The sequence below is a fragment of the Janthinobacterium sp. B9-8 genome (assembly GCF_000969645.2).
Classification (GTDB): domain Bacteria; phylum Pseudomonadota; class Gammaproteobacteria; order Burkholderiales; family Chitinibacteraceae; genus Iodobacter.
The window spans coordinates 4,311,395-4,334,332 of sequence record NZ_CP014222.1; the positions used below are offsets into that span (position 1 = coordinate 4,311,395).

General features: G+C 46.9%; 14 protein-coding genes. 4 read left to right on the forward strand and 10 right to left on the reverse strand.

The genetic code is table 11. From position 1 onward, the window contains the following. Positions 1 to 1,366: 1,366 nt before the first annotated feature. The 5 genes from VN23_RS19435 to VN23_RS19455 form a co-directional block, all read right to left on the reverse strand. Positions 1,367 to 2,266: a PhzF family phenazine biosynthesis protein gene (locus VN23_RS19435; RefSeq protein ID WP_046351937.1), complete on the reverse strand. Its 900-nt coding sequence runs from the start codon at positions 2,264 to 2,266 to the stop codon at positions 1,367 to 1,369. A 1,428-nt stretch (positions 2,267 to 3,694) separates the two neighbouring features. Further along, positions 3,695 to 4,531 carry a terminase small subunit gene (locus VN23_RS19440; RefSeq protein WP_197432964.1) on the reverse strand — a complete coding sequence of 279 codons (837 nt, stop codon included), beginning with the start codon at positions 4,529 to 4,531 and terminating at the stop codon, positions 3,695 to 3,697. A 49-nt stretch (positions 4,532 to 4,580) separates the two neighbouring features. Next, positions 4,581 to 4,940 (reverse strand): hypothetical protein, encoded by a 360-nt coding sequence (locus tag VN23_RS19445; protein ID WP_046351939.1) that lies wholly within the window; start codon positions 4,938 to 4,940, stop codon positions 4,581 to 4,583. Positions 4,941 to 4,965: 25 nt separating this feature from the next. Then, on the reverse strand, positions 4,966 to 5,556 hold the full coding sequence (locus VN23_RS19450) for a hypothetical protein (protein WP_046351940.1): 591 nt from the start codon (positions 5,554 to 5,556) through the stop codon (positions 4,966 to 4,968). Next, positions 5,549 to 5,770, reverse strand: coding sequence for a hypothetical protein (locus VN23_RS19455; protein ID WP_046351941.1), 222 nt, complete (start codon positions 5,768 to 5,770; stop codon positions 5,549 to 5,551). Before VN23_RS19455 ends, VN23_RS19450 begins: the two co-directional genes overlap by 8 nt. A gap of 407 nt (positions 5,771 to 6,177) precedes the next feature. On the opposite strand from VN23_RS19455, the gene VN23_RS19460 reads away from it, so the two are divergent. From VN23_RS19460 to VN23_RS22330, 4 genes are all read left to right on the forward strand, one after another. Beyond that, on the forward strand, positions 6,178 to 8,874 hold the full coding sequence (locus VN23_RS19460; RefSeq protein WP_046351942.1) for a type VI secretion system Vgr family protein: 2,697 nt from the start codon (positions 6,178 to 6,180) through the stop codon (positions 8,872 to 8,874). Further along, positions 8,874 to 10,592 carry an esterase/lipase family protein gene (locus tag VN23_RS19465; protein WP_046351943.1) on the forward strand — a complete coding sequence of 573 codons (1,719 nt, stop codon included), beginning with the start codon at positions 8,874 to 8,876 and terminating at the stop codon, positions 10,590 to 10,592. Before VN23_RS19460 ends, VN23_RS19465 begins: the two co-directional genes overlap by 1 nt. Then, complete coding sequence (locus VN23_RS19470; protein WP_156455227.1) at positions 10,583 to 11,578, forward strand: T6SS immunity protein Tli4 family protein; 996 nt, start codon at positions 10,583 to 10,585, stop codon at positions 11,576 to 11,578. The genes VN23_RS19465 and VN23_RS19470 overlap by 10 nt, the downstream gene beginning before the upstream one ends. Positions 11,579 to 11,677: 99 nt before the next feature. Further along, positions 11,678 to 12,631, forward strand: coding sequence for a transposase (locus VN23_RS22330; protein WP_046351945.1), 954 nt, complete (start codon positions 11,678 to 11,680; stop codon positions 12,629 to 12,631). A 766-nt stretch (positions 12,632 to 13,397) separates the two neighbouring features. Here the strand turns inward: VN23_RS22330 and VN23_RS19480 are convergent. The 5 genes from VN23_RS19480 to VN23_RS19500 all read right to left on the reverse strand — a co-directional run bounded on the left by VN23_RS19480 (position 13,398) and on the right by VN23_RS19500 (position 22,849). Continuing rightward, positions 13,398 to 17,756: a hypothetical protein gene (locus VN23_RS19480; protein ID WP_046351946.1), complete on the reverse strand. Its 4,359-nt coding sequence runs from the start codon at positions 17,754 to 17,756 to the stop codon at positions 13,398 to 13,400. A gap of 164 nt (positions 17,757 to 17,920) precedes the next feature. Next, a complete protein-coding gene (locus VN23_RS19485; protein WP_046351947.1) occupies positions 17,921 to 19,087 on the reverse strand; it encodes an AlbA family DNA-binding domain-containing protein in 1,167 nt (388 codons plus the stop codon). Positions 19,088 to 19,693: 606 nt separating this feature from the next. Further along, positions 19,694 to 21,463, reverse strand: coding sequence for a DUF927 domain-containing protein (locus tag VN23_RS19490; protein ID WP_046351948.1), 1,770 nt, complete (start codon positions 21,461 to 21,463; stop codon positions 19,694 to 19,696). Continuing rightward, positions 21,453 to 21,743 carry a hypothetical protein gene (locus tag VN23_RS19495; RefSeq protein WP_046351949.1) on the reverse strand — a complete coding sequence of 97 codons (291 nt, stop codon included), beginning with the start codon at positions 21,741 to 21,743 and terminating at the stop codon, positions 21,453 to 21,455. Before VN23_RS19495 ends, VN23_RS19490 begins: the two co-directional genes overlap by 11 nt. Next, positions 21,743 to 22,849 (reverse strand): toprim domain-containing protein, encoded by a 1,107-nt coding sequence (locus tag VN23_RS19500; RefSeq protein WP_046351950.1) that lies wholly within the window; start codon positions 22,847 to 22,849, stop codon positions 21,743 to 21,745. The genes VN23_RS19495 and VN23_RS19500 overlap by 1 nt, the downstream gene beginning before the upstream one ends. Positions 22,850 to 22,938: the final 89 nt, after the last annotated feature.

Below are 22,938 nucleotides of genomic sequence, written 5' to 3' on the forward strand. Positions count from 1 at the left end.
CCTATCCTGATTTTCTCAGTGAAATGCCGCATAAAACTAAGCAAACATTGAGCCGGGCAGGGCCATTCAATCGTTGTGCTGAAGCCCGCATCAGCAAGCATCGTATTGAATCGTTTTTACCTGTTTTTTTATCAAGAAAACGGTTATTCAATCAGCCGGATGGCTGGACATAAAAGACGAAATTAAAGCCATCGTCATCCGCTATATCGGACGAAATGTAGAGGACTTAAGTGTATTTTGACGGGCAGCAGAATTGATGGCGTTAACAAGCACAAGATGTTTACCTGCTGGGTTTACTCGCGCGTACGGCTAGATTTCCTCACATCCCAGCCCAGCTTTTCTCTATAACCGCCATATCACCCGCCATTATCGACGCATCCCATTCACGGGGTAATCTGTATCGGTCTGGTGAATCTATTCGGACCTCGTCATAAGCCACCGCAATGGGCAGCGCAGCCCACAGCACTGCATTACACGGATTCAGATTGTTCGCCAGCGAATTGCATGTCGCTGAACAGCCACTCAAGCTGAAACACACGAATACAAGGACAGCCACTCTCTGCAGTAAAAGTAATTGGGTCTCTGTTTCCTTACTTGACAAGCGCACTCACTGCCTTCGTGCCATGTTCGTTAGCAGCTTGAAGGGCGGTCGCTCCAAGAAAAAATTATCCATATTGCTCGCATGTTTACGATAATTTTTGTAATGAGCAAACCACAGAAGGTGAAGTGAGCTGAAAGATTGCAACGGGGATCACGGGTGTTGGATTAGGCCAAAATCGTTGGGATAAAAAGCCAGCTTTTGGCCGACTACCGTCAATTGACAGCCAATTGTCGACCCACAATGAAACTAACGCAAAAGTAAGTAGTTCGATGTAGTGCCAAGAAGTGCACATGAGTGGCGGCTATGGCCGAGCCGCCATGGCGCGAATTAAAAATGATGAAGGCCGCTACCTGATGGTTTGCGGCCTCTCATTTTTTCTGGTTCGGCTTTGACATCTCGGCCAAAGCCGACAACTAGTTTGACAATTACCGCCTTCGATTCTGAGATGGAAACTTTCGACGTCGTGGTTAGCTGGCATCGCCGATCCTCCGGTAGCTCGGCGAGGAAGTGGCTCACGAATCTTGTTCAACGCTCTGCTGAGTGAATACGGTGCTGGACGTAACTCAGGTATGCCGCCGCTATTTTGCTGTCGACCTATTACCGGCAAGGTTACTTCGCCGGTCGCTTACGTTAATTATCGCACTATCGCAAAGGTGTTGACTTGCAAGGAGTCTGACCGACCGCTGCGCACTTGATCACCGGTATCTTGTTCTCCAGGGGGCTTGCTCTCCTCCCTTCCCCTGAACATCTCGCCGGCTATCGTTTTCAGTTTATCTTTTCTGACGATTTGGAGTAGGGCAGTTCAATCTCCCGCTCAGTCAAATTCAAAGCCTTGCCTCCAACCTTAACCTGCAAAATGGTATTTCCTTCAGTTGTCAAAGACACCACGATCTCTGAAGGCATTTCCATCGAATAGCCCTGTTCCATGACGAGTTTTTTTGCTTGTAAAGAGTTAACTAGCCCCTGCTGAAACAGATACGAAGCAAGAGCACCGTTAGACGTCCCTGTCGCGGATTCCTCTGGAATACCATAAAGTGGTGCCAAGTTTCTGCAGTGGGCCATCCCTTCGTTCAAAGTCTCTAGTGTGAATACGTGAAAGCCCACGACGTTCCGCTGCCTGCTGATGTCGCCAACTCGGTCAAAGTCGGGCTTCATTTCGTGAAGGATTTCCAAGGACTTGACCGGAACCATGATATCCCGGATGCCGGTGCTTACTATCTGTACGGGCATGCCCGCCATAAGTTCATTTACATTCAGATTCAGAGAAGCTGCAATATCAGCAGGTTCTAAAACGTCAAAAAAACTTGGGGCTTTCTGATCCATCAGGATCGACAAATCATCGGCTACAACGACTTTCATCAACCCGGCTTTGGTTTCCTGCATGTACTGGCCGGGCCGCACGAATCCCAACTTCGCCAGAGCAAAGAACGTTGCTATCGTGGCATGCCCACAAAGATCCACTTCATCTGTTGGCGTAAAAAAACGCACTTTGAAGTCCGCGACACTGGATTTCATCAAAAAGGCTGTTTCGCTGAAGCCAATGATTCTGGCAATTTCATGCATTTGCGATTCAGTCAAAGCGTCCGCATCGAAGACGACTCCGGCTGGATTGCCGCCTTGGCTGGTCTTCGCAAAAGCATTGAGTGTGTAAGCTCTGATTTTCATGTCTCCGATTCCTACAATTCTGTTGGCGCAGATCGAAAACTGCCCTCTCAGCCGATTGAAAATTGACTTAGGGCGGGTTGCTAATTTTTGTCCTAGCAATTGAAATCAATCCGGGACAGATCACGATATTGTTGCTGCTGACCGGCCGCTGTGGGGCGGTCTCTGCCGATCAGGTTACGAAGTATACTGGTCAAATCCGATGAAAATGACTGATCAGGTCGAAAGAATGGGGTAACTGCATGCGATTGCACTCAGCCCGAGACAATTTGCTACCGATGATTTACGAACAATAAATGGCAGCAAGAAAACCGATCTTGGTCCCTGAAAATACTTGACCATTACAGTACATGATCGTTCTTAAAATAGAGACAGGTTATATGGTCTTGGTGGCAAACGAAGGGCATGCTATCAAAAGCCAAAATGCAGCGCGGGTATCCTGCGCAGCTCTCTGTCAGCAACGCTGATTTGAGGAATGTATGAAAGTAGACTGTTGAGTGTGGTTTTGATACCAACAAATATACCAACAATGGTGACCCGTTTTGCTGGCACTTGGGCGAAGGATGATAAATGTAAAAAGCCCCGCAATCGTTAGATTTGCGGGGCTTTTCTCTCTGGTGCTAACCAGAGAAGCATCTGGTGGTATGGCGGGACTCGAAATTAGCCTTGTATGTGGCTGTTTTACTAGATTGTTGATTTTTTTAAGTCAATTCGTATACCTAAGCGTATACCTAAAATGTGTAGGTACTTGGTGTTTGGGTATTGTTTTAAGTGAGCGATTGGCTGATCACTACGATGTTTTCTTGGTGATCTAGGCTCAATCTCGCGCACATCGTAGCGGCTTGTAGTAACGCGGAAAACCACGCCAACTAGCCCTGATCTCGCACACGGGGTGACGGGAAGATGTCAGCAAATGTGCTTTGATCTATTTTACTCAAAATCCCGATTTCATTGGGGGTAGCGCTTTTTTCGTAATCCTCAGTTGGATAACTCACTCAAATTGAAGAAGTCAGCATAACCGGTTTCTTACTAAGCTGGGTTTTGGGCTCAATCCCTACCTAATTGGGATCGTAATAAAATTACTACCCCTTGATATTGAAAGATAAATCGTAAAATGGCTGTGTCATTATCGGGGCTTGACTAGGGCTTGCCCAAGGTAAGACTGAGGCAAGAGGCGTGATGGCCTAGCAACTTACCCCATTGGGGGAAGTTAAAAGCTAGCTAAGGCGTACCACGTGTGGGCGTGCATCCAAACTTGGAGGCACCAGATATCCTTACATGTGCGTATTGCTCCACATCTCACTGAGAAGCCAGAATGGTTATCTCGACAGACTCCCGCACATAGAATGCGTCTTCTCTCTCATCCCCCATTGGGGGTGGGATAAGTTTGCATATCAGGTGTGCGGTCATACGATCGCACACTGATCAAAGTTAATTATTAATCTCTGCATTAATCGGCGGGCTGCCTAGGCCAGTGATCCGATAGAAGCGGCCTTCGACGGTTTTTTGCAGCTCTTTAGTCTTCCGCATCCCTTCAATGATTGCGGCCTCTACTTCTTCAACGGAACGCTTGTTAGCCGTCACATCAATTTCTTCACGCTTCATGTCTTCGTAGCCGTGACAGTTCTTCAAGAGCAGGGTCACAATCGAAGAATTGAACGCGCCAACTAAGCCGCATTCCAGAATGAAATCTTCCTGAATCTTGCGCGCGCGTGCGTAAGCCCCAAAAAACTCCGGTCTAAGTGGCAATCCTTCTTTGTTTCTAGCCTTGGCCCAATTGCGTAATGTTTCCTCTGATACCCCGATTCGTTCAGCAAACTTGGTGAAGGTCGGTAGCTCATTAGGGGAGTAATGAATTGCGCCGTTATTAAGAGGAATACGGCTATAAGCCTTGTTTTCTTTGAAGTATTCAAGCATGAGCGTTGGGTAAGTCTCTTGATACGAGCTGGGCCGTCCTACTGAGCGGGGAGTTTTGTGTGCTTCTGGATGACTGATCGCGGTCTCTTCTTTTTTTGAAGGATGAGGCCGTTTTACCGGAACATTAGGCGGAACTTGTCGCGGAACATGGACCGGAACTTCTAGAGGAACATTTACGGCCTGCGGAACATGCTTAATATGCGCTCGTGCCCATTCTTCTCGAGCCGCCATTTGTGATACGGCTTTGCGGCTTACGCCTAATTCTTCACTCAGTTGGGCAAAGCTTAGGTTTATCTCTGTTTCCCAGCGTAGGCGGCCTGCGTGCCATTCATTCTTTGTTAATCGAGCCACTAACTTACCTCTCATCCAATGAAACGGCCCGAAGGCCGTTTAAAGCGCTTTATTCAACCCAGCCATGCAAGGTTTTCAGCATGAATGCGGCAAACTCAGAGTTATACGAGCCAACGAGCCCGCCTTGAATCAGTAGGTCTTCTTGGAGATTGTTGGCGAGCCGGTGGGCATAAGCGAATGCGGGGTATTTCAACTCACCCACATCGTCTTTTTCACTGGCCCAGCCGTTCAAGATTTCTGCATTGACATCAATACTCGATGCAAAGCCTTCAAAAGTGGGCAGGGAATGAGGCTCATATAGCATTGAGCCATCGAGGGCTTTTACCGTGGAATAGGCATCGTTGCGTCTAAAGTAAGCCAGCATTTGCTTAGGGAAGAGGTCTTGGTAGTGCGGTGTTAAATGATTCATCTTTAATTACTCAGTGGTGCAAGGGTTATTTAGCTTGGCTTCGATGGATGTGTGCGACGAGATCAGTCGGGAGCAGTGCTTCATCTTTGTATGCGAGGTATTCATCAATCTTGCTATTTTCAGCTTCTATAGCCTTGATTTCATCGAGCAGGTTTTGTGCAGGGACAATAGGTCTTAAACGATCGATTTCTGGTTCTGAAACGCCCATGCTTTTGAGCTGCGCTCGCTTGTCTAGAATGGCTTCTTTCGAATCATTGATCTGGTGATGTAGGCTAGAAATTTGGCTGCTATTTGCTGAGCGTCGGTGATGTGCTGCAATATCCATTGGGCCAATTGCAACTCTTTTTAATTCCCGCTGAATTTCCCATTTTTGATTTAATGTTTTTAATTGTAAGTACTGAGCATTAATTCCTTTTTGTAAAGCTTCTAAGTGTTCCTTCATATGCTCTGGTTCTGCAAAACTTTGCAGCATGAGGTTATGCGGTCTTAATTCATCTAATAGTTTGTGCAAAGAACAAAAGACTTTGCTTGCTATGTGCTCATTCTCTTTCATTGCTTTGAGAATGGCTGGCGTTGTGACATTGCCGAGTGCTAGAGGAAATTTAAGATTAAGCATGATTTGTATCTCGTTTATGTGGGTTAATGACGGCAGCTTCATTGAGGCGTGCCAAAGTGAGTAGCGATGTGGCGGCGTGTACGTCGCCATTTCTTGCTGCATTAAGGACTTGGTTAATCAGTTCGGGGACGTGTTTGCTGAGCTGATTAAAAGCACTGACAGAAGCGGTACTGCCTTTGGGGCGGCCCCCTTTGTTGATGCTGGATGTATTCATTTTTTTGTGAGACTTGGAGAGCTAAAACGCCATTATCTATCGTGATATTGCTAGGTATTTGCGTGGTTTTCCTGTTTTCAACCTAGATTTGAATCGTAAAGTGGAAACGCAATTGTTGTGTGTTGTCTTCAGTCATCGGAGGGGTTTAAAACGCGAAGGGAGGGAGCACTTGCTGGAAGCTTGATACTTGATACTTGATACAGGGTAATCAGGCTTATTTTTATGCGTAGTAAGCGAGATTACGATTAATCCTACAAATGAGTTTCTTCATAAGAAACAAGGAGTAAAGGATTACCCTTACTTCGTGAGTAGGGTCTTTCCGTAAAAATGTCAACAAACTGTAATTTTATAGGCAAACGGGGAAAACATCGGGTAATCTGATCGCTTGATAAAATCGTGGAACGACCATGCGCGCCGATCAATTACTGGCTTCTTTTGCTGCTGCTTTTTCACAAGATCAGCGATTGATCTCATTGCAGATTGGCGATGGTGCTGCATGGGGGGATCAGTTGTTGCCCCAACGGGTAACAGGCACTGAAGGCATTAACCAGCCTTTTCTTTATTACATTGATTGCTTATCCACAGACGCTGCTTTAGAGCTTAAATCTTTACTAGGCTTACCGGTCGTGCTATCGATTACCGATGCAGAAGGGGGAGTGGTAGAGCGCTGTGGGGTCGTTTCTCAGGCGCAATTATTGGGCTCTGATGGCGGCTTCGCTCAATACAAGCTGACTGTTGAGCCGCCTTTTGCATTGCTCAGATACCGCCTTACTTCGCGAGTGCTGCAAGATTTAAGCGTGCCAGACATTATTAAAAAGATATTAGCCGAACACCAAGATAAAAACCCCGTCTTTGCTTCAGTACAAACGCTAGATTTCAAGCTGTCTGGTGATTACCCGTCTCAATCTTATACCACTCAAAAAAATGAATCTGATTATGCGTTTCTATGCAGAATCATGCAGCGCGAAGGCCTATCTTGGCGCTTCGTTCATTTAGCCGGTGATTCACCGCAAGTACAAATGGTGATTTTTGATGATGCTTACGCCATTCCAGAGGCCAGTGATTCGCACGTCAGGTTCCACAGGGCGGATTCCACAGAGGAGGCGGATGCCCTCACCGATTGGACCACTCAGCGCCAGCTAGGGAGCTGCAGCGTAGCCTTAGCCAGCTTCGATTATAAAGCCGTTAAGACCAATCAAAGTTTTGATGACAGCTCGATTGATCAGGGTGAAGGCGGCCAGCAAATTCAGTCAAGCTTTGAAGATTACGGCTCACTCGCACACTACTATGCGAACAATTCAGAAGACCTAAGCCACTACGCACAGCTACGCCAGCAATCGCACGATCAGGCTAAAAAGTCTTTTAGCGGCTCTGGCACTTTGCGATCTTTGCAGGCTGGGCAATGGTTTCGCTTAGAAGACCACCCCGCTCACGAATGGGATGCAGCTGAAAAGCGTGAATTTGTGGTGACCGAGCTTAAATTTACTGCCAATAATAATTTACCCCTTGATCTAACCCAGCAACTGCTGATGCTGGCACCTAGCCTATTGGCTGGCTCTAATCCTGCGGTCGCGGCGGAGAATGCACCTTATCAGGCAGACTTTACCGCCCAGCGCCGAGGGCAAGCACTCACCCCTCGCTATGACGAAAGCAGCAAGCCCAGCAGTTTTGGGGTGCAAACCGCCACTGTGGTTGGCCCTGCTGGATCAGAAGTCCATACCGACGAGCTGGGCCGGATCAAGATCCAGTTTTCATGGCAGCGAGCAGATGAGCATCCTGAGTTTGGCGCAAATCTGGATGATAAATCCTCTTGCTGGGTTCGCGTTGCCTACCCCTCTGCGGGGGCAAGCTGGGGCCATCAATTTATCCCGCGTATCGGTCAAGAAGTTTTAGTTAGCTACTTAGACAACGATATCGACCGGCCCATTGTGACGGGAGTGGTTTATAACGGCAGCCACGGAGTGCCTGATTTTAGTGGGGCTGGCTCTTTGCCTGCTAATAAAACACTGTCGGGGATTAAAACAAAGGAGCATCAAGGTGGGCAATACAATGAATTATTGTTTGATGATACCCCACAGGAAGTACGTGCCAAGCTATCGAGTGAAACTGGTAAAACTCAGCTCAACCAAGGCTTTTTGACGCATCCCCGTAAAGATGGCAAGGCAGAGCCACGCGGGAATGGCTTTGAGCTTAGAACAGATTTGGCAGGAGCCATTAGGGGAGCGCAAGGCTTATTACTTACCGCGCATGATCAGCCCAGTGCTAGAGGCGCTCAATTAGAACGAGACGAATTAATCGCTCAGCTAGAGCAAGCCCTTGCCATTGCCCAGCAACTGGCTAAGCAAGCAGAAACGCATGAGGCAGAGAGCACCGATACCAAGCAAGAAGAACAGCTATTAAACGATTTAAAAAAATGGCACGCGGGTAGCAATACAGATAAAGAAGGCAAAGGAGGCGGCAAAGGCATCGTGGCGATGAGCGCCCCCGCTGGCATTGCTATCTCGTCCCAATCAGCGATCAGCATGGTATCTGGCGCTAATCATGATCAGATTGCTGCAAAAGACAGCAACCACAGTATTGGGCAAAAGCTGCGTTTTCGTATTGGGGAATCGCTGTCGATTTTTGTTCAGCAAATGGGCATGAAACTGATTGCTGCAGCAGGCAAGATTCATATTCAAGCGCAAAGCGATCAGATGGAAATTGGCTCAGCCAAGCGTTTACACCTCTACTCCTTAGAAGAGATTTTTCTGGAAGCCCCCAAGATTACCCTGCGTACTCAAGGCACCGATATTGCGCTTGGGGCCGGTAATATCATCACGCAAGCATCAGGCACTCATACCCAAAAAGCCAGTCAGCATAATATGGAAGGCCCCGGTAATGGGAGCCCTCAGCTGCCTAAGATGCCTAAGAGCGAAAGTAAAACAGATGAGCAATTTTCAATCGTCAGCCGCTCTGGCAAAGCCATCACTGAGGTAAAGCACGAAATACACAGTGATGCGGGCAAGCTATTAGAAAGTGGCAGCACAGATGCCAAGGGGGCCAGCAGCCGCCTTGTAGGTAAAGCGATTGAGTCGATCAACCTTAAACTCACACGGAAAAAATAATGGCAAAGCAAGCTGTTGATTCTAAAGCGGTACGCCGTTTGCCCTTACAGTTTGATGATAAGGGTGAGCCGATGTTTAGCTCCGTAAAAAGCCCAGAGGACTTTAAGCCGACTGCACTCATCATTCGCCCTCCGCATACTGCGATTCCTGTGATTTTTGTGCCGGGGATTATGGGGACAAATATACGAATGGCAGAAGAAAAAAAAGATGCATGGGCCCCTCCAAACAGCGCATTGTCAGGGCTGGGTCAAGCTTTAAAACGTAGCGTTCAAAAACCGGAACAAAGGCAAGTTCAATTTGATCCAAACAATACGGAAGTGAATCCAGATGGGCCGTGCAGCATCCCCAGCAACTTCTTTATGCTCACCGAAAAAGAAGCCAAAAAACGGGGCTGGGGAGCACTTCACGCCGATAGCTACCATGAAACACTACAGCAATTAGAAATCAGCCTGAATGAGCAATACAGCAAGCCTGGCCGTAGTGAAGAAGATGGCAACCATTTGCTGGAAGAAATTGGGCTCTTAACCCAACTTGGCACTACCGAGGGGACAGCTAAAAGCAAGCCTGATTATAAAAAAGCCGCTGCCAAGGCCGCAGCTGCATGGGATAAAACTCCGCCCGCACTCAGTGCAGCAGAAATGGATAAATTAGACGACTATTACTACCCCGTATGGGCATGTGGCTATAACTGGCTACAAAGTAATAAAGAATCTGGCGAGCAATTACTCAAGCGCATTGATGAAATCATTCAATTTTATGATGACAGCCAGTATTTTGATTGCAGTAAAGTGATCTTAGTTACCCACTCAATGGGTGGATTTGTTGCCCGCTCCGCCGCGCAACAAGATTCCAGCAAAATCCTAGGCATTGTGCATGGCGTACAACCCGTGGCTGGTGCGCCAGTAGTTTACCGGCGTTTTAGGGCTGGCACTGAAGTGGATGGTTTTTTTGATATTGCAGGTGCTGCTGCCGCTGCAATTATTGGCTGGAACGCTGCCGATATCACTCCGGCCTTATCCTGCGCGCCCGGCCCATTAGAGCTGCTGCCAAATACGGCTTACCCAAAAGGCTGGCTCAAAATCATTCAAAAAACTGGCGGCGAAGAAAGAATCATAAAGCAGCTGCCCGAATCAGATCCCTATGAAGAAATCTACAGCAAAACTACAGACGACTGCTGGTGGGGGATGGTCGATCCATCGTTAATTGATCCGGCAGGGGTAATTCAATCTGCCAAGAATAAATCACCTCTAAAAGCATATAAAGATGCGTTGATTATCGCCGCCAATTTTCACGATGCAGTAGGCCTTTCTGCTCATCCTAAAACATATGGCTACTATGGTGTTGATGACCATAAATTTCTAACCTTTGGCAGCGTTAGTTGGGATACTAAAAACAAAGTCACTACTGAAAATGAACCCACGTTATTTACAGCAAAAGACCAATGGCGTAACACCACAGGTAAAGCAGATGTAGCTCTTGATGCTGAAAACATCCTGCATTTTAAATTAAGAAATGATAGAGATCAGGGCGGTGATGGCACAGTGCCTTTAGTTTCAGGCGCTGTACTGGAAAAATTACTTCCTGCTCCGCAAATGGTTTTTAAAATGCATGGCTTTAATCATCAAAATAGTTATAAAAATCTATTTGCCATGCAGTCCACCATCTACAGCATCGCCAAATTGATTCAGCTTGCGGAGCCTGTCAAACCATGCAAATAAGACCATTACAAATAACCACTATCGTCATCACTTTCTTATTTTCATTAATGACAAATACTTATGCAGCGGAGCAAACTATGTTTGAAAAAACAAAAACTTATTGTTTTGGGCGTTACTTAGTTGATGTACCTAATGAGGCTGAGTTAGCAAGTGAAGGAAATAGTTATAAAGAACTGAAAATTCAGTCAAAAAAAACGAGTAGTGAAATTTTTGAAAAGATAATAAAAGAACAAGAGGAGCTTTTAAAAAATGAGAAAAACGTCAGATCTTATAAATATGTTGAAACTCGCTTTGCAGGAAATAAAAACCAAAGGATGATTGTTTCTTCAAGATTTGCATTTAATGATAAAGCATTTGGGATTGACACTTACAAGAAGGTAACTAATGGGTATTCATTTATAACATCAGATCGATCATTTGATGATGTCAGAATTAAAGAAATATTAGCTGGATATGAGCAATATCTTAACCAAGTTCGATATCGATCCCAAAGTGAGATCCCCAAAGAACCCGGTTTTTGTTTTGAAAATGGCTTTGTGGCTAATGATGGAAAAGCACAACAAGCAGAAGCAGCAAGTTTATATTTTGTTTTAAAGAATCACCCATATGTAAAAATACGTATTTCTAGCGATGTTTACTTCAAAAAATATAAAACATTGTTAGAGAGAATGGATGAATCAGGCGTAAAAAAACAGTTTTTAAATAAAATAAAAACAGTCAAGCAAGGCCCTCGTGAAGTGAACTCCCTAAAAGGGGAAGAATCACTAGATGTATTTCCTTCTGATGATGAAACCGGAGTGGCCCATGCCTTTGTTTGGGAAACCTTAGGTGAAGTCGGCAATCCACTTCTACCAAGCATTCATTTAGAGGTGAATACCGGAGAAGCCGGAGCGGGGCAACACTTCCCAGCTACTTTAAGCAATCGAGAGGCAATGGCTCTATACGAAGCAATTGTTAAAACAATTCGTATTCGTCCAAGTAATTAATACCTCTGCGCTCATGATGCTTAGCCATGCAAAGACGAAACTGTATTTACACAAATCCTATTTTTCAATAGCTAGTGCACATTATTTAAATTGCTTAGTATGGCTAAAAAAACCTACTCATTTGAATTTATCATTGCGGTTCTGAAGCAAGGTGAAGCAGGAGCCACAGCCATAGAGCTGCATCGTCAGCATGGCATTTCCCCTGCTTCATTTTTTACGTGGCGGATGAAATTTAGTGGTATGGATGTCGCAATGATGGAGGAAAGAAAAAAACACCTCCTTGTAGAAGCCCTTTTAAGAAGAAAGCAGGCGAATGCAGATAATAAAGATCGTGCACTCAATGAGTTGAATAAACCATCAGAAGTTGCACGGACTTTATTACCTAGCGCGGTGCAAAAGGCCATAAAGCGCTGGAAGGCATCCGTAAGAAGTCACACCACAATTGAAAAGCAAAAAATAATCAGCCTGAAGGCCATTCAAGGCATTGCACATGCTTGGGGTGGTGAGTGCTTATCCGCTGATTATGTAAACTTATTGACAAGGGTGTCTATTCGTTGCGCCAAGGGGCATTATTGGCAATGTAAACCCAGCCATTTAATTACAGGGAAATTTTGCCTTATTTGCGCTAAGGATGAACAAAAGCAGCGTGATTTAGAAAATATCAAAAAAATAGCCGTAGCACGCGGCTGGCAATGTCTGACGATTGAATATAAGGGCTGTAAATCTGCCGTTGCATGGCGTTGTAAAAATGGGCATGAATTTACCGTCAGACCCGATAGCATTAGTGCGGGCTTTGGTTGCATGCAATGTTTTAAAGACCGCCGTCAAAAAACGCTGGCCAAGATGCAAGACTTGGCAAAAGCAAGAGGAGGGGTTTGTTTATCTGAGCGTTATGACGCTTATGAGCGCTTACTTTGGCAATGCCAGCGTGGCCATAGATGGAAGGCTCATTCAAGAGATATTTGCAGAGGACATTGGTGTCAGCAGTGCTCATCAATAGAGAAAATAACCCGATCTGGGAGCCCTGCTTGGATCAAGTATGGGAGCATTTAAAATGTAGTAGTTTAGATCTGAACTTCTACAAATAAACACAAAGCCCAGCGGCGAGGCTGGGCTTTTTATCATCTAGCAGGTGTATCCGGTTTTGATGATTGCACGCGTGATTCATACTTTGATCCCCTCTTTACATTGCGCCTCTGTATTTTATTTTGCTAGATAGTAAAAAAAAGCAACAAACGCAACAAAACAACAAACATACACCTCAAGCCCGCATTCCTATTGGGTTGGCTGATTTGTTGTCTCTTTGTTACATCCTCCTTTTTTGTGGCGAATTCTTACTAGAGAAGCAGTTCGACATTAGTTATCACGCATTTTTAAAGTAAAAAATATGTGATTTTCGTAGGGTGTGCAAGTGCATTTCTTGGGCACCGGCCCTTGGGGCGTAACTCCTACGGAGTTTCCACCCTACGAAAAACACATGATTGAAAAGCATTGGGTAATTTATGCTTAGGCACTTATATCCACTAAAACTCATTGAATATCGCCACCCCGCTTACCAATTTCGCCTTATTAAATCAAGAGCTGACGCTCTGTTGAAACGATTAGGTTAGACTGAGCGACAGGCCGCTATCGGGCAGAAGCAGGCAATAAGACGTGTGATTACTCTCGGTTGAACATTCACTATTGCAGACACTCAATCCTTCGGCAACTATCTCGCTCCTCGGCCTTAGCAGACATATTAATATGTCATTTTTAGGTCGATTCTGTTTCAAACTTTGGTGTCCATATTTTCCTGCACACATCACTATTTAAAACAACTCTATGGCGAATTAATTAATGCCTGATTTTCTTTGGGCAGCCGTGGTCGTAAATCTAGAACCTTAACTGCCAGTTTTAGCGACCACATTTTTTCAGACTCGATTCTTCTAGCTTCCTCTTCAAGCATCTGGCGTAAGCCAGCAATATCAAGCTTCACCCCTGTTTCAGGATGATCCCATTTTCTATCCCGAGTTACAGTCACAAGTAAACAGCCAGCACGACGGTTGTCTGGCGCCATGTATTTACTCACAAGCTGTTTTTCTAGAGTGTCACGTAAATCACGGCCTGTACGCTCATCGCCCAGTTTGAGCTCAATGACGCTTTCTAAATTAGGCTTAATGATATGCAGACGAATGTCGGTTTCTTTTTCGTCGGCAGTAACTTCCTCTTGGTTGACCTTATAAATGCCATTTGCACTATTTGACAATTCATGTGCAATGGCACGGCGCATGAGCTTTTCTTCCTTAATTGCCGCCCAAAGCTCTCGCGGAGAATCATCCCGCAGCAACAAATCGTCTAGATCGTCCAGCCTGTCGCACATCAACACAAAAAATTCATCGTTATTGGCAGGCGCAATTTCATACGACTTTAACAATTTAACAATTTGAGCAGTTTCATAAATCTGTTCGTCCATTTCCTTCGCGGCTTTTTCTTTGGCAAGGATTAAGGCGCGATCTCTAAAATGAAAAAATAGTGGATCTGCGGCCAATTTCGCTTTAATACGCCAACCTTCTACGCCACCAAGATTTAAAACAGCATCCAACAGGTAGTTCCTTCCACTTTGAGCATGATCTCGCTGATTCGGGGAGTACACACTGTCATGGCTAATATCTTCGTCAATTTTCACATATCGATAAGCCAGTCGTAGCAATTCCAGTAGTAGTTCAGGCGCAAAATTAGGCTCCGTCAATTCAAATAAGCGTTCCTGATGACGATCTCCAAATAACGCCGCAATCCACCTCACGCCGGGAGCATCTGCGTCATTTTCACGCCCCTCCAGTCCATCGATCAATATTCGAACACCAGATTCGGGGGACTGGCGCAGCAAAATAGGCAACCATAGCGAGGCAAATTCCGAGTTCAACCCTTGTTCAAGCCGAACTTTAGCCTGCTGCTCAATCAACGAGATTTGACTGTCTTCGCCATAAGCTATAAGCAAGTTCAAGACCATGCTCAACCTTGTTTCGACCAGATATTTATCTTCGCCATCTTCCAATGGCGGCAGCGCAGCAAGCCATTTAGCCATCTGAGGAATAAATAACTGGATTATTGCTTGAGATGCACTTCGCAAGCTTTGCAATATGTGGAAATGTGTAACCGTGGACTCCGACAGCTCGCTCGCCAATTCAACTCCAATTGTTGCAGCAAGCGCATCTGGATGAACAATAGCCAAATCATCTAGCCACGCGGGGAGGCGGTTTAGCTCTATCAATGCATAACGGCTTGCGATCAAAGCCTCGTCATGGCTCAGCGTTCTTGCCCAGTTTGGATCTTCTGCTTCTGCGTAAATCCCAGCTAAACCCATCAGCCACGAGTAGCGAGTAATATTTCTTTTTTCGTCTAAGCGTTCACCGCGTAACGATGGGCGTTCTTTGCGCCAGAGCACCATCATTGAGGCACGGAGTCGATCAACAATGTCTTGCTTGAAGTGTTTTTCAAAAAATGGTCGATTCCATCCTGCGAACTTATTATCACCATCACCGCGAGCCGACTTCCATAGGTTCAATGCTGTTGTTTCATGACGATCGGTTGAAAATGCTTTTTCTGGATGACTTGATACTTCTTTCCAAAATGCAAGCCAACTAGCGTAAACCTTGACTTCTTTACGTTGTCTTTGTCGGTTATCTTTCTGCTCTTGTTTTTCCCATTTTTCCCGTGCTGGATTATTGCTTATAGTTTGTATGTAGCTGTTGAGATGCTCAATTAACTCAAGCTGATCCGCGATCAGCGTTTGTATAAATTCGGCGTATTGTTCTCGACCCGTATTCGGCCCTCTGTGGAGCCACATAGCCAACTCAAGTAGCAATAAACGTTCAGAAGTAGGACGACACTGCTCCACGAGTTTTTCTAGTACCCAGCCGCAATCCTGTTCAGCATTTAGTTGAAGTGGACCATCCAAACATGTGCGATACATACGAGCCCAGGGGGTGCTTTCCCTTTCAAAGCCTTGAGTAAATGCAATATCTGCCCAGAAAAATATTTCACGATACGGATTTGGCAAAGCCGCAAGCTCTTGCTTCAAGATGTTGATAAGCTCTTTCTGGCTTGAATAGCCATTTTTTGAAAAACGTAACGCCACAATAACTGATTTAAACAATGCCTCACTACGTTCACCTGCGACTAACTGCCGCACACAACATGCTGCTAATGCTTGCAGCAAATGCGGTCTGGTCGTACTAAAGCGCCAAGCCGGTTGAAACTCAGCATTCTCCAAAATAAGCTCGCTTAGCTTTTGCCGCAATCCATCCAAAAGAATCGGTGTAATTACTACGTCAGCAATCAGCCGAGGCCACTGCCAACCCAGCAAACCCACTTCATTAACTTTTTCTGAAGTGTGCTCTAGCAAAAATTCAAGCTGCTCAATCGATAAATGGCTAGGAAAAAAACTCACTATGGCTGTTTTTAACAATTGCTCCGGCCATTGCTCAACGTACTGCTGCATATTGGCGACGACATCAAAAATACAAGAATCATTAAGTTGCCCCAAGGTTTCCAATCCACTGCGTCGAACTCGTTGATTTTCAGTGGGATTGATTGCCGCAGCGTATGCCAAATCAGCACATTGATTAATTTCACCGCTACCAATCACGTCAACCAACAATTCCCGTACTTCCATATTTTCAATACCAACATCCCACAGCTCGCGTATTAACGATGCCAGCTCAGCATGTGCAAACCGCTGAATCTGAATGCTGGCCGTATGCATTCCTCTCCAGCCACCATGCTGATAGCGCTCAACATATGCTCTCAAAGTCTGGCTACGTTGAGAGGAAGAAAACGATTCTGGATCGGCAAAATCAAGCAGCACCTCAGGCTCTCGCAACAGAACCTCATCGAAAACGCTTGAATTGCCTGCTGCGACCCAAGCCGAAACGGCTCGCATACTGGGTTTAATGACTTTGATGTTTTGCGGAGTTTGGGCAAACAACAGCCGCTTAAGCGTCTTCATGGCCATCCCGCTGTTTAGCAATTTATTTAATTGCTGTGCCGCAAGAAATTCAATCACCGAGCGGTGGTGAAAACGAACCCTGCCGTAGTTGGCAATACCAAAAAGCGCTCGCTCCAGCAGTGTTCTGCGTTCTTTTTCATCCCAATCGGTAAGAATATCAGCAGGGTCGAGTGCACTATCAGCAGCTGGAATGACATCAGACTCTACACTGTGACGCAAGGTTAATTTACGCGATAAGACACAAGCTAGAGCTAATCTGGCTGCGCCATCTAATGCCTTTTCTGGCGACAGAGCCATGACTTCATGTCGATCAACATTTAAGCGTGGTTTCAGTTTGATGCGGATATTATTTTCCAGCTGTTTTCGATGCGCACGTATCTGCTGATGCTCCCGCCAGTCCTCACACAACTCGATCAGATCCAGTGGGCGATGAGTAAACTCTTCTGCATTTCGCAATCGAATTGCGCCCATCAATTCGTCTTGATTGGTGATGTTCCGCATGCGGATCATTTCGCTAATTTGCTCGCTAGACAAAGGCATCAAGCAAACGCTGCGCCAAATGGGTTCTTCACGCTCGGCTGCGGAGTTGTTGTTGAATTGCGTTGATTTGGTAATTTCCTCCGCAAAAGCTTGTCCAGTTGGCACTTCACGTTCTTGCTGCGCTTCTGGAAAAGGAAGGTATTGCTTAAATTTTTCGCGATCAAATGGAACTGGGCGCGTCGTGATAATGATGCGGACAAGCCCCAGCAGTCCTTTGAGCTCCCTCTCCAAACGAACTAGGGCTTTTCTAAACGAATTTTGGGTAAGCTGAAGTTCATCAAAAGAATCTAAGAAAAAAGTCGCAACGCCTGACCGCGACTCTTTCCATTGCTCAAATCGAGTTTCTTCTTCGGAGGGCAGAAGCTCACTCAAGCTACTGCTTGATGCCAAAACGGCTAGCTCAAGAAAAAAGGCGGCTTGCCCTTCATCCCAGAGGCGTTTTTGCTCTTGCTGACACTCGTAAGTTTTACCTGAACCCGCCTCTGCAATAATCAAGACTCGGCTTGAATTGAGTAACTGCGGCCAATCCAGCGCGTTATAGCCTGCCAAATGAGTAAAAGTTTGCGTTCTTTCTATGTCTTTCAGTGCGTCATCAGACAGTTCACAAAAAGTGCGTTTGATTCGTGAGTTTGGGCAAGATGTGATTTGCATTATGAGCGAGCGCGCCAACGGGTTTAGATGTATGTGTATAAAACAAGCCAAGTTTAACAACTGTTGTGGCTCAATGATTTCGGACCTCAACTGAAGGGGTTGAGCTGCCTGCTTTCCGACCAAAAAGGTCAATTACTCAAACAATTCTACGTCTTTAGGTTGCGTCAACTAGCTAGTTCTGGGCGCGTTTGCGCTTTCATGAACTTCTGGAAGCCATCAAAGTCAACACTCAAAATCTCGCCCGCCGTTTCTAGAACACGTTCACTTTCGATTGGCGCTGTAAGTTCTGCTGCAAGGATACGGAAGCGAAGGCGCACCTTCCCCGGACCGCGTGGAATCAGCGCAAGCGAATCAGTCGAGCGGCCCTGTTCGCCAGGTAGAAGCGCCCCAAACCGAACGCTACAGAGAGGCATGATGCCGGAGTCGTCGACCTGCAACATAGATTCTCGCTGGAGCAGAGTACTCTGGAATTCCTGATGTAGGGGACTCCACTGGCTACGAGGTTTCTTGGGAAGTTTATCGCCTTCTTGCATCTCCACCTCTTGGCTATCGAGCGGATCCACCATGATCTCAAGCTTCACATTCGTCAGTTGCGTCTGCGAGTGGTTGCGCAGCACGAACTGCACGAGAATCAAGGCGCGACTGATGCGAATGTACTCGCCCATTTCGCGCAAAAAGCTGCGGTTGTCGTGCATAATTGATGATATACCAATGTCAAACGAACTACTTCTGGTGCGAGGCTTCTCGTAGTCAGGGAACAATTCTGTCAAATGCAGATAGTCGTGCGCAAACATATCAGGGAGATCCGCGTTGTCCGGCGTCTGCACCAATAGGTCCACTTTAATCTCAACATGGCTGGCGTCATCTGACGCCATAGCGATTACCTCGGTCGGTTCCGCCTCATCTGTGCTGCTGCCGCGTCTAACATAGACCACATTGCTTTTCAGCTTGCCATAGGCATTGCCAATGTAAAATGGACGCTTTTGCTTCGGAACCGAGATGAGTCCAACCGTTTTGCCCTCATAAAGATGTTCTTCATAGCGAAACGTCAGCTTCGGTTTGACCTTGCTATTCACGAACTGCTGGAGTTGGGCATCGTCGATCTGCTCGGTTATGCCAGTGACCTCCGCCGGATGCGGTCTCTGGTCTTTAAAACCGAGTACGATGTAGCCAGTCCCTTCACGCCAAGCGTTCGCCATAGCAAGAATGTCCTTAAGCACCTCCGACTTTGTTGTGTCGTTACCACCAATGAAGTGGTACTGCGCCTGCTTGAAATCAAGGTCATCGCTCTCGCTGCGGTAGCGCAGCTTATTCAGAATCTCGTCGCTCACGTTCCAACTCCTCTTACATGTAGGCGAAGTTTACATTGGCTTGCAAGATCAAGCCGACTAACTGATCTAAAGCTGTCGGTGCAGCGCAATTTTGACCCGGTTGTTGAGTGAAAGTGACCAGCTCCCCCTAGGGTGTGCCAAGCAGAAATAGAAGAGCTGCAGCTCTACCATCCATCCCCGTAGTTTCGATCTGTTAGCGCGAATGACTGCTAAGGCCGCGGAGCTGAAGCTGAGCATAGCTAACGGAGCGGCAGCTTTACTTTCGAAACCCGCCACTCATGTTGTCGACGAACCAGCGTCGGCAACGGGGTGGGTACTGCCACTCAAGTCCTCTGGATAAAAACGTAAGTTAAGGTGGCGACTTCCGATAAGAACGGGTGGATAAATTAATAATAATTCCCACTTGTTGTCTGACAATAAACAACCAACTAGCAATATTTGCACGACAACAAAATCAGCACGGACAACAAACTCAACAACAAACTAAGAAGCCCAGTATTAATGCGGGTTAGAGAAGGTAAAAACAGGCAGTTTGTTGTGTTTGTTGTGTTTGTTGTGCTTTTCCCGCATTTAGATAATTTATAGGGTCATCCTGTTTGTGCTTACTCACCCTTGGCACGGTCTAAGCGTCATTTTGTATACCGTGCCTAAACCGCTTCCGATGGTTGTTGTCCACTGGTTGCGTCCATCGGGTCTATTCAGGATTCCAACACGATGTAATACCTCGCGTGCCTTCTTGATTTCATAGCCCTGTGTCGCTTCTTTAAACCCTGCACTGTTTAAGTAAAACTCTGTTATGCCATCGACCATAATTCGACGATAGCCAGCTAAGTTATGAATGCCTGTTTCGTTACCACTTAGGGGAAGTAGGGCAAATCGGCTTAGCTGATGCGATTCTAGGAAGTTTTCAACCTGTTCAATCAGCCGCTCATCATCGCGGCTTGATAGTCCAAAATCGGCAAGCCACCTTTGCCAGATGGTGCGTACAGCTTGATAGGATTCTTCTGCCTCCCAGCCAGTGAGCTTTGCCTCCCCCGCCATAACTAGAGAGGCGGCTAGAATGCCCCATTTGCGCGTGGCGCGTTTAACCGGCGCTGCTGCATGGTCTGGTAGCTCTGCCAGCATTCGGTCTTGGCAAGCCTTTACATGGCCGCCTGCACTGCTCTTGTTGGCGATTAACCATGCCACAAAGTCGCGCCCTACGCTCCCGTAGTGGCTCCGTGCTGCATCTGTTACCGCGATAGAAAATGTACCGCCGTCTTTATATTGGTGAATACAGTCAAAAGAGCGGTATTTGCCCCCGTCTGCCGGTATATCCAGCATTCGAATTTCTTGTCCGCCCCTTACCGCCTGCCCGCCTTCATTGAGAAATTGAGCCATAGGTATTTCGCCGGTAGAGATGAGTGTCATCAACCATGTACGCTTTGCTCGATTCCCGCCTTCTTTGCGACCTTGTGTACGAGAAACGCCATTGAGCATGGTGTAAATGATGCTGCCCATCTTGCGAGCATCACCCGCCCCAATTTCATCTAGATAGAGCATCATGCTATTAGCAAATTCAGCCGAATTAGTCAGGCCTACCCCTGTACCATCCCAGCTCTGCATCAGCTTGGATGGGTTGCCCCAAATGGAGGCTGCCACATCAGCGCATGTACTCTTGCCGCTGGATGTTTCTGTATGGAGATGCAAACCAATACCATCACGCGCTCCGATCAGCTCTAACACTGCACCGGCCAGCGAGCACGCTACGGCAGTCATGGGGAGCGGATTGTTTTGAGCCAGCACGCCCACGTTATTACGCCAATCTGCGGATGTGCCTCGCTGGGCAAAGGCAGGGCGGTGGGTTGCCGACGCAGGATAAAAAATCTTACTTTTAGGTGTGCCGATCACTTCCCCTGTTGGCAAGACAAACGCGTCACATTTCCAGCCTGATTGATTGGCAATCACATAATGGGCCTTACTTCCTTCTCGCTGTAGATAGTCTGCCAGCATTTCACGGGCCATGCGCCCAGAAGCTACCGCCAGCCCTTTACTATTCAGTAGTCCCCAGCCCTCACGCTCGCCAATGGCTGCTGCGGGTAGTGCAAGCGTTTGTTTTTGTTGGGTGAGCGAGTCATACCAGCTTAGCAAGCGGGAGTGATCTCCGTAATCATCAATCCCTTGCCCGATGACTTCTACGTCTTTGCACAGACGTAGAGGTGGCACGTGCTGTTTGCCATTGTCTTTATCAACCTTTACGCCGATGTAGACCAAATCACCAGCGATTGAATCGTAATAGGAGGCCACTTCGCCCATGGTTTCAGCCTTAGATTTTGGCGTGAAATAGTCGATGTTATCGGGGCTAGCAATTTCAATTAATTTAGATTCATTTTTCATGTTTGGCCCCTTTACCTATGACCTTACTTGCGGCCTGCAATTCATTTCTTGTCATTGGTTCCAATCGGCCCGTGTTTGTTTCCGTGCTTAAGTAAAGCGCGGTAACCACTGCGGCCATTTTGTAACGATCATCTTCTGAAAAAGCATCAAAGTATTGCCCTAATAAGCCCTCTGCCACTTGCGCCGTGGTTGAGTAATTAAGCGAACCGCCTGACTTTGCTAATAGCTCAAAGGTTGCTGCTACAAAGTGCTGTGCTTGTTGTTCGTTTTGCTTATTCATTATGCTTTTCCCTTGTTCAATTCATCATTCAGTACGTCTAGCCAGTCCATGCCCGCTGCGGGAGGCAACATCAGCTTGACCTTGCGGCCCTCTTTAATCATTCGTTCAGCGAGGGTTAGTGCGGCTTCTTTGCCCGCATTGCGGCCATTGCTATCGGGGGGATCGTCGTCCCCGTAAATCAGCACTTCACGGACCTGATCGGGTAGCACCACTTTTTTAAGCCCTCCGGCAGAGATGCAAGCCCATACCGGCAAGCCCGTCATACGATGCACGGCGAGGGCGGTTTCTATGCCTTCGGCCAATGCGAGGCGGCCATCGGCACCAATGGGGAATAAGCGACAAGCCGCGCCGCTGATGGCCCCGTCGTGGACTGATTGCAGCTTTTTGCATGGTGGGGTTACACCATTAATCGCGGCTATATCGGCCTTGTGACCTGCTTGGCTGAGGTAGATACGATGCACGCCAGCGAGTGATCCATCGGGCTTTTGGATATGCACCAATAAGACAGGGAATACGCCGAGCTTGATGTACTTGGTTCTATCGTTGCTGTGCCAATAGTCCAAAGTCTTGGCGAAGCGCAGCACACTATGACTAGGCCAATAGTCGGCAACTAAATCACGGGAAATAAGGTATTTGCCCGCCGCATTGCAGGCTCTAACGTGTTGTGCGCTATTCCAAAGCTTTTGCACCTTGGCGGTGTTGTCGATAAGCGGGCTGGCCGGTGGCAATACGGGTAAAGGAGGAGAAGCCAAGCTTGGCCCGTCCTCGCTTACCCCCAGTACTTTAGCCACGGCCCTCACTGCATCGGGAAAACTTAGACCGTACAGGTGCATCACCAGCGTAAAGCCATCGCCGCCTTGCTTATCCATGCCACGGCAGGCAAAGCGGCCATAATCTGCACCGTTACCGCGTAACGTAAACTGGAAACGATCCACGCCCCCACAAGCGGGGCAAGCATGGTTGCGACCATCTAGCAGCCTTGGATCAATGCCCATGTGGGTGAGAATGGAAGGCCAATTCCCATTGGCCGTCTGCTTCACATCTTGGCTTAGTGATCGCTTATTTTGGGCGTAGCAGTGCCCTGACTCATTGAATGAGTTTTTCATGAAATGGCCCTGCTTATTTTAGGAAGGGGGTGGAGCTAAAGTCGCGCATTGAAGAGGGGGCAATATTGGATATGCCCTTTATATCAAGG

Coding starts and splice junctions, on each gene's coding strand:
- VN23_RS19435 (WP_046351937.1), bottom strand. CDS start 2,266: ATGAAAATCAGAGCTTACACACTCAATGCTTTTGCGAAGACCAGCCAA.
- VN23_RS19445 (WP_046351939.1), bottom strand. CDS start 4,940: ATGAATCATTTAACACCGCACTACCAAGACCTCTTCCCTAAGCAAATG.
- VN23_RS19450 (WP_046351940.1), bottom strand. CDS start 5,556: ATGCTTAATCTTAAATTTCCTCTAGCACTCGGCAATGTCACAACGCCA.
- VN23_RS19455 (WP_046351941.1), bottom strand. CDS start 5,770: ATGAATACATCCAGCATCAACAAAGGGGGCCGCCCCAAAGGCAGTACC.
- VN23_RS19460 (WP_046351942.1), top strand. CDS start 6,178: ATGCGCGCCGATCAATTACTGGCTTCTTTTGCTGCTGCTTTTTCACAA.
- VN23_RS19465 (WP_046351943.1), top strand. CDS start 8,874: ATGGCAAAGCAAGCTGTTGATTCTAAAGCGGTACGCCGTTTGCCCTTA.
- VN23_RS19470 (WP_156455227.1), top strand. CDS start 10,583: ATGCAAATAAGACCATTACAAATAACCACTATCGTCATCACTTTCTTA.
- VN23_RS22330 (WP_046351945.1), top strand. CDS start 11,678: ATGGCTAAAAAAACCTACTCATTTGAATTTATCATTGCGGTTCTGAAG.
- VN23_RS19480 (WP_046351946.1), bottom strand. CDS start 17,756: ATGCAAATCACATCTTGCCCAAACTCACGAATCAAACGCACTTTTTGT.
- VN23_RS19490 (WP_046351948.1), bottom strand. CDS start 21,463: ATGAAAAATGAATCTAAATTAATTGAAATTGCTAGCCCCGATAACATC.
- VN23_RS19495 (WP_046351949.1), bottom strand. CDS start 21,743: ATGAATAAGCAAAACGAACAACAAGCACAGCACTTTGTAGCAGCAACC.
- VN23_RS19500 (WP_046351950.1), bottom strand. CDS start 22,849: ATGAAAAACTCATTCAATGAGTCAGGGCACTGCTACGCCCAAAATAAG.